General features: G+C 59.7%; 7 protein-coding genes, 1 pseudogene and 1 riboswitch. Of the genes and pseudogenes, 2 read left to right on the top strand and 6 right to left on the bottom strand.

Features of this window, described 5'->3' with window-relative positions; all coding sequences use genetic code 11:
* Nucleotides 1-170 precede the first annotated feature (170 nt).
* Genes glyS through AB9K37_RS07830 form a run of 3 tightly spaced genes read right to left on the bottom strand, consistent with a single transcriptional unit; the run spans nucleotide 171 to nucleotide 3690 of the window.
* Nucleotides 171-2222 carry a glycine--tRNA ligase subunit beta gene (glyS, locus tag AB9K37_RS07840; RefSeq protein WP_369836825.1) on the bottom strand — a complete coding sequence of 684 codons (2052 nt, stop codon included), beginning with the start codon at nucleotides 2220-2222 and terminating at the stop codon, nucleotides 171-173.
* Nucleotides 2222-2755 carry a DUF6446 family protein gene (locus AB9K37_RS07835; RefSeq protein WP_369836822.1) on the bottom strand — a complete coding sequence of 178 codons (534 nt, stop codon included), beginning with the start codon at nucleotides 2753-2755 and terminating at the stop codon, nucleotides 2222-2224. The genes glyS and AB9K37_RS07835 overlap by 1 nt, the downstream gene beginning before the upstream one ends.
* Nucleotides 2752-3690, bottom strand: coding sequence for a glycine--tRNA ligase subunit alpha (locus AB9K37_RS07830; RefSeq protein ID WP_293709019.1), 939 nt, complete (start codon nucleotides 3688-3690; stop codon nucleotides 2752-2754). Before AB9K37_RS07830 ends, AB9K37_RS07835 begins: the two co-directional genes overlap by 4 nt.
* A 158-nt stretch (nucleotides 3691-3848) precedes the next feature.
* On the opposite strand from AB9K37_RS07830, the gene AB9K37_RS07825 reads away from it, so the two are divergent.
* Nucleotides 3849-5642, top strand: a complete 1794-nt coding sequence (locus AB9K37_RS07825; protein WP_369836819.1) for a serine protease — start codon at nucleotides 3849-3851, stop codon at nucleotides 5640-5642.
* A gap of 22 nt (nucleotides 5643-5664) precedes the next feature.
* Here the strand turns inward: AB9K37_RS07825 and AB9K37_RS07820 are convergent, their stop codons facing one another.
* The 3 genes from AB9K37_RS07820 to metZ form a co-directional block, all read right to left on the bottom strand.
* Nucleotides 5665-7113: a TrkH family potassium uptake protein gene (locus tag AB9K37_RS07820; RefSeq protein ID WP_369836817.1), complete on the bottom strand. Its 1449-nt coding sequence runs from the start codon at nucleotides 7111-7113 to the stop codon at nucleotides 5665-5667.
* A gap of 45 nt (nucleotides 7114-7158) precedes the next feature.
* The gene (folE2, locus tag AB9K37_RS07815; RefSeq protein ID WP_369836814.1) at nucleotides 7159-8262 is read right to left on the bottom strand and encodes a GTP cyclohydrolase FolE2; all 1104 of its coding nucleotides are present in this window, start codon (nucleotides 8260-8262) and stop codon (nucleotides 7159-7161) included.
* A 104-nt stretch (nucleotides 8263-8366) separates the two neighbouring features.
* Nucleotides 8367-9557 (bottom strand): O-succinylhomoserine sulfhydrylase, encoded by a 1191-nt coding sequence (metZ, locus tag AB9K37_RS07810; RefSeq protein WP_369836811.1) that lies wholly within the window; start codon nucleotides 9555-9557, stop codon nucleotides 8367-8369.
* Nucleotides 9558-9631: 74 nt separating this feature from the next.
* Nucleotides 9632-9709: riboswitch (SAM riboswitch) on the bottom strand.
* Nucleotides 9710-9817: 108 nt separating this feature from the next.
* Between metZ and AB9K37_RS07805 the strand changes: the two are divergent.
* Nucleotides 9818-10532 (top strand): annotated as a pseudogene (locus AB9K37_RS07805) (glutathione S-transferase family protein).
* The last annotated feature ends 115 nt before the right edge of the window (nucleotides 10533-10647 follow it).

Genomic DNA, 10647 nt, shown 5'->3' with positions numbered 1-10647 from the left:
CCCCCCCCCCCCCCCCCCCCCCCCCCCCCCCCCCCCCCCCCCCCCCCCCCCCCCCCCCCCCCCCCCCCCCCCCCCCCCCCCCCCCCCCCCCCCCCCCCCCCCCCCCCCCCCCCCCCCCCCCCCCCCCCCCCCCCCCGCACCTAGGCCGCCCCGCGCCTCTCAGGCGGGGTTTACCCCTCGATCCGGCCCAGATCGGCGACCTGACCGCACGTCTGACGGATCTGGCTCAGCAGGTTCAAGCGGTTCCGGCGCACGATCTCGTGGTCCGTATTCACTTGAACCGCCTCAAAGAACGCGTCGATCGGGGCGCGCAGCTCTGCCATCTGCCCCATCGCAGCGGCAAAGTCTTCCGACGACAGTGCATCCTTGATCGCGTCGCTCGCAGCGGTCAGCGCATCGAAAAGAGCCTTCTCTTCATCCACCTCGGCGAATTTCGGATCGGCGCCAAAGGAATACTCCACGCCGTCCTTCTCTTCGGCCTGCGCCAGAATGTTGGCGGCCCGCTTGTAGCCCTGAACCAGGTTTACACCGTCCTCGGTGCCCAGAACGTCGGACAGCGCCCGCGCGCGCTTGACCAAGAGCGTCAGATCATCGGCCCCGTCCATCGCCAAACAGGCATCAATGATGTCGTGACGGATACCCTGATCCTTCAGGTAAAACTTCAGACGATCATGGAAGAAGGACAACAGATCGTCTTTCGCCTCACCCGCCGCCGACAGATGATCTAGCAGGTTCATCCGCAGATCATTTTCCAGCAATAGCCGGATCACACCTAATGCCGCGCGGCGCAGAGCGAACGGGTCTTTGGAACCGGTGGGCTTCTCGTCGATGGCCCAGAAGCCGGTCAGCGTGTCCAGCTTGTCTGCCAGCGCTACAGTCACCGACAAGGGCGCGGTGGGCACATCATCCGACGGGCCGAGGGGCGAGTAATGCTCTTGGCACACGCGCGCCACGTCCGCGTCATAACCTGCAGCTTCGGCGTAATAACGGCCCATAAGCCCCTGAAGTTCTGGGAATTCATAGACCATCTCGGACTGCAGGTCAGCCTTGGCGATGCGGGCAGCGGTTTGCGCCGCCTCGGCGTTCGCACCCGTGACCGGCGCAAGTTCGGCGGCCAGAGCCACGATGCGTTCGATCCGCTCTTTCTGCGAGCCCAGCTTGTTGTGGAAGGTCACGTTGCCCAGACCATCAACCCAAGTATCCATGCCCGCCTTGGCGGTGCGCAGGTCATTCTCCCAGAAGAATTTCGCATCCGACAGACGCGCAGCCAGAACCTTCTGGTTGCCCGCAAGAATGGTCGCGCCGTTGTCGCGGGTCTCGATGTTCGCGACAGTGACAAATTTCTCGATCCGGCCGGTTTTCGGGTTCTTCACCGAAAAGAACTTCTGGTGCTCTTTCATCGAGGTTTGCAGAACCTCGGGCGGCAGGTTCAGGAAGACTGCGCCGATCTCGCCCATCAGGACGACAGGCCATTCGACCAGACCGGCCACCTCGGCCAGCAGACCGCGATCCTCGACCAATTCCATCCCTTGGGCGAACGCCATGTTGGTCGCGTCGTGCCAGATGGTCTCTGCACGCTCCTCGGGGTCCAGAATGACCTTGGCCTTCTTCAGCTTGGCGACATAGTCGTCAAAGCTGCTCACCTCGAACGCATCGCCGCCCATGAAGCGGTGACCACGGGTCGAGCGGCCCGATTTGATGCCATCGATATCCAGATCAACAACCTCTGCCCCGTCTTCGCGGGTCAGCAGGCAGATGATCGAGTGCAGCGGGCGCACCCAACGCAAGGAACCTGCGCCCCAACGCATGGACTTGGGCCAAGGGAAATTGCGAACGGTGTTTTCCAGAACCTCTGCGATGATCGCAGCAGCCTCGCGGCCGGGGGTCTGGATGGTCGTAAAATAGACCTGCCCCTTTTTCTCGTCGCGGATTTCGAGCTGGTCCATGGTGACGCCAGCGCCGCGCAGGAAGCCTTCGATCGCCTTTTCGGGCGCACCGACACGGGGGCCTTTGCGCTCTTCTTTCAGGTCGGGCGAACGGTCCAGCACATCCTCGACCGCCAGTACAAGACGGCGCGGGGTGGCAAAGGCTTTGGCATGGGCATAGGTCAAACCCGCCTCGACCATGCCGTCGGTCACTTTCTTTTTCAGATCCTCGGCGGCGCGGGCTTGCATGCGCGCAGGGATCTCTTCGGAGAAAAGTTCAATCAGCAGATCGGGCATTAGTTCACGCTCTTCGGGGGTTCGGGGCAATCTTCGGGAACGGGATCGCCGTCATAGACGACTTCGCCGCAATGGTTCATCTGGTGCCAGACAAAGCCGCGGCCATCGGGCAGCACGGCGACCACACGGTCGATGCCGTAGATAAAGTCACGCTGGCCCAGAAAGGCGAGCGCCTCTCCGGATTCCAGCGCAGCGCCAAGGGCCTTGGCGTCGAAACAGTCAAACCAACCGGGGCCGACCAGAGGTTCGGCCGTGGGGTAGTCCTGATAGGTTTCGGTCAGCATCGACTGGGACAGCGGCGTTTCAAAACATGCGCGATACCGCAGCGGGCTGCTGTCCGCATCAATGGCCTGAAAATTGTCGTAGACGATGCTTTCGGGTGCTTCGCTGACGATGCCCGTCAGGGTCACGTCATCTGTGCCGCTGGCCTCAACGGGTTCGTAATAGGCATAGACCTGCAAATAATACAGAGCCGCGCCCGCTACTGCGGCTGTCACACCAATCGCGCCCACGAGTAACTGCCCCGCTCTCATGCGGTTTCGGGCGTGTAGCCGCCCGCCTCGGTCAAGACAAAGGCATCTGCACACATTTTCGCCAAGGCGCGGACGCGGCCGATATAGGCCTGACGCTCGGTGACCGAGATCACGCCGCGCGCATCCAAGAGGTTGAAAATGTGGCTGGCCTTAATGGTCTGGTCATAGGCGGGGTGCGCCATGATGATACGCTTGCCGGTTTTCGGATCGACATGCTCTTGGCTCAGGATGCGGGCGCATTCGGCCTCTGCCTCTTCAAAGTGGCGCAGCAGGGTGTCGGTGTCGGCCACATCGAAGTTCCAACGCGAGTATTCCTGTTCGGTCTGCTGGAACACGTCACCATATTTCAGCGGGATCGGGCTGTCGGGATCGCTGTAGGGCATGTCCATCACGTGGTCGATGCCCAGAACGTACATGGCCAGACGCTCCAGACCATAGGTCAGCTCGCCAGAGACGGGGTGACAGTCATGGCCGCCGACCTGCTGGAAATAGGTGAACTGCGACACTTCCATGCCGTCACACCAGACTTCCCAACCCAGACCCCACGCGCCGAGAGTCGGGCTTTCCCAGTCATCCTCGACAAAGCGGATGTCGTGCAGGTCCATATCGATACCGATCGCGGCCAAAGAGCCCAGATACAGCTCTTGCAGGTTCGGCGGCGACGGTTTGATCAGCACCTGATACTGATAGTAGTGCTGCAGACGGTTCGGGTTCTCGCCATAGCGGCCATCGGTGGGACGGCGCGAGGGCTGGACATACGCCGCTGCCCATGGCTTGGAGCCCAGCGAACGCAGGGTGGTCGCGGGGTGGAACGTACCGGCACCGACCTCCATGTCGTAGGGTTGCAGGACGGCGCATCCTTTGCTGCCCCAGTAATTCTGGAGACGAAGGATGATTTCCTGAAAGCTACGGGGTTTTTCAAGCGGTGCTGACATGCTCATTCCTCTAGGGCTCGTGCGCAACACTCTCTAGTCGCGTAGGCGGTCAGGGTCAATTATATGACCCGCATTATTGACGTATGCCCCGAACGCAGATTTGTTGGGCGTCAAAAGCGCGCAAGCGGACATAACAAAAGACTTTTCAAGGACACTGTATGAATCGGTATCTTTCGCTTCTGACCTCGGTTTCGGTTTTTGCTGCCACGGCCGCGATTTCCCAAGAGGTCGCGTATATCCAGATCGAAGCACAACCCACCCTGAATGAGGCACAATTCCGTGCGCAAGCCTACGCGGGCGCCCTGCCCCAAGTGAACGGTTTCTCTTTGGGATCAGGATGGTACGCGATCAGCCTGGGTCCGTTCGACCGCGAACAAGCCGAGCAGTTGCGCCGTGAATACCTGCGCAATGGGCAAATCCCCCGCGATGCTTACATTACGGATGGCCGTGAGTATCAGAATGCGTTCTGGCCCGTAGGCGCAACTCCCCTAACAACTCAGGAAACTGAGGTTACAGGAGAGCCCCCAGCCCCCGAGGTCGAGGTGACACCTCTGGATGCTTTGCCGCAGCTCGACGACGCTCCGGCCGATGCCGCACCCGAAGTCGTGGCAGAACCCGAGCCCGTTATTATCGACGAAACACCCTATCAAGCCCGCCAGAGCGAAGCGCTTTTGACCGCAGAAGAGCGCAACATGCTGCAAGTGGCGCTAAAATGGGCAGGCTTTTACAATGGGCGGATCGATGGCGCATTCGGTCAGGGCACCCGCGGTTCCATGGCGAACTGGCAGGCCGCGAACAATTTCGAAACCACCGGAATTCTGACCACCCTTCAGCGTGCGGAACTCTTGGCGCAGTATAATGCTGTCTTTGATGGTTTGGGCTTCGAGACAGTGCGCGACGACAAAGCGGGCATCCAGGTCGAACTGCCGATGGCTGCCCTGCGCTTTGATGGGTACAGTGCTCCTTTCGCGCGCTACCTGCCTGTTGGAGAACCAGCGGTGCAAGTCCACCTGATCAGCGAGCCGGGGGATGAGCGCACCCTTGGCGGGCTATATGAGATCATGCAAACGCTGCAAATCATTCCATTGGATGGTCCGCGTTCACGGAACCGTCGCGACTTCACCATCGAAGGGACGAATGACGAGATCGCCTCGTACACCGAGGCGACCTTGGTGGACGGCGAGATCAAGGGCTTTACGCTGGTATGGCCCGCTGGCGACGAGGGTCGTCGCACCCGCGTGCTAGAGCGCATACAGGCCAGCTTCTCTCGGACACCCGGCGTCCTGAGTGGTGCGCTGAATTTGGATGTCGAGCAAAGCATCGATCTGGTTGCCGGTCTCGAAGTGCGCAAGCCGTCCTTTACACGCTCCGGCCTCTGGGCAGATGGTTCGGGCAATGTTGTGACCCTGGCCGAGGGACTCGACACCTGTACCAGCATCATTCTGGAAAGCGAACACGAGGCTACTCTGGCCGCTGTTGATGCGCAAAGCGGTCTGGCGCTTTTGCGCCCCACAGAATCCTTGGCCCCTGCTGGATCAGCGCTCTTGCAGAAATCCCCCCCGCGCCTGCAGACCGAGGTAGCTGTGGCGGGCTACAGCTTTGGCGGTCAGCTTGGCGCACCTTCGGTCACCTTTGGCACCATCGAGGACATGCAAGATCTGGCTGGTGACACCGAAAAGATGCGCCTCAGCGCCCACACAACGCCCGAAGATCTTGGCGGCCCGGTTCTGGACATGAGCGGCGCAGTGATCGGCCTTCTGGTCGACCAAAACGACCCGAACCGTACTTTGCCCGAGGATGTTCGTTTCGCGATCAAGGAAAGCGGGCTTGAAGCGTTTCTTGCGGCACAGGGCGTGACTGCACAAGTCACATCAGACGTTGGACGCATGGCCGCCGAAGACCTGCGCCTTGCCGCCGGCGACCTGACCGCACTGGTAGAGTGCTGGAAATGATGGAACTTGCTGGCGCGCTGCTTCAGGCGCGCCAAAACCGCAGGGTAAACAGGGTATAGACTGCCAAAAGCTCGAGCCGCCCTGCCAACATACCAAAGGCAAGCAACCATTTGGCAACGTCATTCAGGCTCTGGAAATTGCCCGCAGGACCGATCGTGTCGCCAAGCCCCGGTCCGATATTCGCGAGCGCCGTCGCAGCCCCCGAAATCGCCGTGACCAGATCGAGCCCCGTCAAAGACAGGGCCAGTGTCAGAATACCCAAAGACACCACGAACATAACAAAATAAGCCATCACCGAACTGATGACATCCTCGGACACCGGACGTCCGTCATACCGAGGCAAAAACACGCCGGACGGCGCATAGATTTGCCGGATCTGCACCTTGAGCGAGGACAGCAGCAGCTGATAGCGGAAAATTTTGATCGAACAGGCGGTCGACCCCGCGCAGCCCCCGATCAAACCGATGAAAAAGAACATCGTGATCAGGAACGGACCCCATTGCATGTAGTCCACACTGGCGTAGCCTGTGCCACTGATGATTGAGGTGATATTGAACAGTCCCTCTCGGAACGCATCCTCCCAGTGGTGGGGAAAGACCGACGTTAGTACCGCAGTGGTCATCAGGGTCAAAAACAGAATGACCCCGAGAAAAGCCTTGACCTGACTATCCTGCCAGATCGCTCTGCTGTTGCCATTCAAGAGCTGCACATACCGCACGAACGGCAAAGCCGCGAGGATCATGAAGATTGACGCGATATACTCTGGCGCACCAGAAAATGTCCCGAAGCTCTCGTCATAATTGGCGAAACCCCCGGTCGAGATCGTGGTCAAAGAGTGCACTGTCGCGTCGAACGGTGACATTCCCAGCACGAGATAGCACATGCCACACAGCATCGTCAGGCCAAGGTAGATCACGGAAATCTGCGCGGCAATCGCACTTGCGCGCGGCAGGATCTTCCCCATGGTATCAAACGCTTCAGCGCGAAAGATCTGCATCCCGCCAACACGGAGCTCTGGCAGGAAGACCATCGCGACGACAATGATTCCGATCCCGCCAAGCCATTGCAGCGTACCCCGCCACAGCAAGATGCCCTTGGGCAAGGTGTCCAGCCCCGAAAGCACAGTCGATCCTGTGGTGGTCATACCCGACATGGCTTCGAAAACCGCATCCACGAACCGAGCGTCTGTTGCCCCCAGCATAAACGGGATCGCTCCGAACAGGGGAAGCACGACCCAGACAGATGTGGTGAGCAGGAATGTCTGTTGTAGGCTCAGACCTTCTTGGACCGCATTTGCGCAGGCCAAGGCAAGCAACGCCCCGAAGGTCATTGTAATAAAGGCACTTTCGAGAAAGACAAAGCGGTGCCCCTGCCCTTCGGCCAAATCGACCAGAAAAGACGGAAGCATGGTGACGCCAAGAGCCAACACCAAAAGGCCGATCACATATCCAACGGGTCGCAAGTCAAACATAGGTGCGACCCTTGGGCTTCGGCCCGCAAACTGTCAAGCGCCCTCTCAGCCGACGTGGAAGAGAGAGGCAAACATTTTCGGATCGATGGACGCGCTGGCGAAAGTCTCACCTTCCGTCAGCACACTGACGGCGTCGTGGCTGTGCAGGCTTTCCTGATGGCTGGCGATCACGCGGAAATCGCCAATGCGCGGATCTTTCTGCATCTGCTCGCAGAAAAGACGTGCGGCATCTTCCACAAAAATCGGGTTGGCGGCATTCAGTTCGGCAAAGGCCTGTTCATCTTCGCGCTTGACCATCACCTGCGTTTCGGTCGGCACCGCGTCGCGACACAGGCCAATCAGATCTTCGAACCACAGGCAGTCCTGCTCTGGCTCTAGGACCACCGAAACCCGCGCAACGGACCGCTGAGAGTGCGGCGTCGCCAACTGACCGCGCATCATACGAGCGTGTTCGGACAGTTCCAACGAACACGGGCAGGTCGAGCTGTAGACGTAATCTAGGTGAACGATCTTGCGGCGCACACCGTTCTGCTCAATCAGTTCGAGCGCGATATCGTAATACTGGTAGCCCGACAAGCAAGAACGCAGACTCTCAACTTTCACAGGATAGCTCAGGCGCATCTGAATGCGGGCATCAAAGCTCTCGAGGTCCGATTTGTAGTCGTCCAGCGCTGCCTCGATCACCTCGAAGCTAAATGTCTCGTCCGCGTGCTTGTAGAAGCTGCGCATGATGCGGGACATGTTGATGCCCTTTTTCTCGGCATCGAGGCTCACTGTACCCGTGACGCTGGTTTCCAGCATCAGGTCACCGTTATCACGGGTGTGATAGCGGATCGGCAGGCGGAAATTCGAAATGCCAACATGCTGGATTTGCTTGCGGGCGCCCTTGATCAGGCTCGACGGGCCATTTTGCAGGTCCGGCAGGTCGGCGCGGTATTCGGCATCAACCGCGAAATCCTGCGGATAGACGCGGGATAGGACGGGGTAATCCACGGGGCGCGCCTCGGGCAGCAGGGCACGCAGCTCGGGGTCCAGAGCGGCAATCTCGGTGTCAGAGGCATGCACAGCCCAACGGCGCAGCACAGCCAAAGCTTCCTCTGCCTGACGCTCGGTCGGTTGCTGGTCCAACTGCGGAGTATGAATATTCATGGACGTCGTCCCTCGCATTCTGGTGCCTAATACAATGTAGGAGCGCCGCCCCTACATTGCCATGATCGACCCATTATACGCCCCAACCGTCATGCCAGATCAGTTTACGCCTGCTCAAGTGCTTGCAGAACGTCGTTGATCAGATCCTGACTGTCTTCGAGGCCGGCGCTCATACGGATCAGTCCAGTAGTAATGCCCAGATGGTCTTTTTGTTCCTGCGGCAGGCGCTGGTGTGTGGTGGTGAACGGATGGGTGATGATGGTTTTGGCATCGCCCAAATTATTCGAAATGATGCACACTTGCAGCGCGTTCATAAAGCGGAACGCAGCATCGCGGCCACCCTTGATCTCGTAGGCGACCATGGTACCGCCCGCGCCCATCTGCAACATGCACAGGTCGTGCTGCGGGTGGCTCGGCAGACCGGGATAGCTGACACGTTTTAGCTTCGGGTGGCCGTTCAGCGCCTCTGCGATCGCTTTCGCAGTTGCCGCTTGCGCTTTGACACGCAGATCCAGCGTCTCCAGGCCTTTGAGCATGATCCACGCGGTGAACGGGCTCATCGCCGCGCCGGTGTGCTTCATGTAGGGCTCCAGCGTGCCGCGGATGAAATCCTTGGACCCCAGAACCACGCCGCCCAATGCACGGCCCTGACCGTCGATGTGTTTGGTGGTCGAGTAAACGATCACGTCTGCGCCCTGCTGGACCGCGTTGGAAAAGACCGGGGTCGCGAAAACGTTATCCACGACGACCAGCGCGCCGACCGCGTGGGCCAGCTCGGCGACGGCTTTCAGGTCCACCACTTCGAGGGTCGGGTTCGAGACAGACTCAAAGAAGACAGCTTTGGTGTCGGGGCGGATCGCCGCCTTCCACTGCTCCAGATCGGTACCATCTACGAATGTGGTTTCGACACCGTAGCGGCCCAGAATTTCTTCGATGATATAGAGGCACGAGCCGAACAGAGCCTTGGCGGAGACCACGTGATCGCCTGCCTTGAGCATCGACATCATTGCGCCGTTCACAGCTGCCATGCCGCTGGCGGTGGCAAAGGCGTCTTCGGCCCCTTCGAGCGCGGCAATCCGCTCTTCGAACATTGCGACGGTGGGGTTGCCGTAGCGGGCATAGATAAACTCGTCGTCCCCCAGCGCGAGGAAGCGCTGCTCTGCGGCTTCGGCCGTGTCGTAGACGAAGCCTTGGGTCATGAAAATGGCCTCGGAGACTTCATTATACTGGCTGCGGCGCGTGCCTGCATGCACGGCCTTGGTCCGAGCGCTCCAGTGCGAGGTGTCCTTTTTCATACCGTCTCTCCTTCGGCCCCGCGAGAAGAGCACGCGAGGCAATAAAAAATCCCCCGGTCGCGGTCAGCAACGGGGGACGCCCTATTCTGACCTCTTTAGCGGCTTGTTTAACGTGGCCCGCAATCCGGTAACAAAGCGCCACTTGGTGCCCGCATACGCGCCTTGGTCCGTTGCGTCAAGATATCCGACAGGGTGGCAGCCTTGACGAGAGCGGGACAATCGCCACCTGATAAAGGCTGAGTTTGGCGGAGAAGACCCTGATGAGCGCACCGATTGATCTGTACTACTGGTCCACGCCCAATGGCTGGAAAATCTCTGTCGCTCTCGAGGAATTGGACCTGCCCTACACGGTGCACCTGATCAACATCGGCGCAGGGGATCAGCACACCGACGATTTCAAGGCGCTGTCACCAAATGGCAAGATGCCCGCGATTGTCGATCCTGACGGGCCGGATGACACGCCCATCAGCATTTTTGAGTCCGGAGCGATCCTGCAGTATTTGGCGCGGAAGACGGGGCAGCTGTACGGTCAGACAGAACGCGACCGGATCACGGTCGACCAGTGGCTCATGTGGCAAATGGGCGGTCTGGGCCCCATGGCGGGCCAAGCGCACCACTTTCTGAAATACGCCCCCCCAAATGGAGCCACCGCAAGTCATCCCATATGCCAAGGCCCGCTATCGCAAAGAGGTCTCGCGGCTTTATGGCGTGCTGGACGCGCAACTTGGGCAGCATCGGTATGTGGCAGGCGACTTCTATTCGATTTCCGATATCGCGATCTATCCGTGGGCCAGCCTGTGGGAAGGGCAGCAGCAGACGCTGGACGATAAACCAAACCTGAGCCGCTGGCTCGAAGAACTGGCCGCGCGCCCCGCGGTCGCCAAGGGGATGGCCTTGCACCTGGACAAACGCACAGCGCTACAATCCAGCAAAGCAGCTGTACAAGGCATGTTCAGCAGCCCCAAGAGACGCTGAAACTACTTCTCCGCATCAAAACACCCATCGCGGTGCCAACCCGCGCGCCCTGCAAGCCGATACACCTCAACCACCCGCAAAAGTCGATCTATATTTTTGCATAACACTCTTAAGG

This window comes from Donghicola sp. XS_ASV15 (genome assembly GCF_041224595.1).
GTDB lineage: Bacteria > Pseudomonadota > Alphaproteobacteria > Rhodobacterales > Rhodobacteraceae > Donghicola.
The sequence above is the reverse complement of the archived record's forward strand: the minus strand, read 5'-3'. Positions and strand labels throughout refer to the sequence as shown.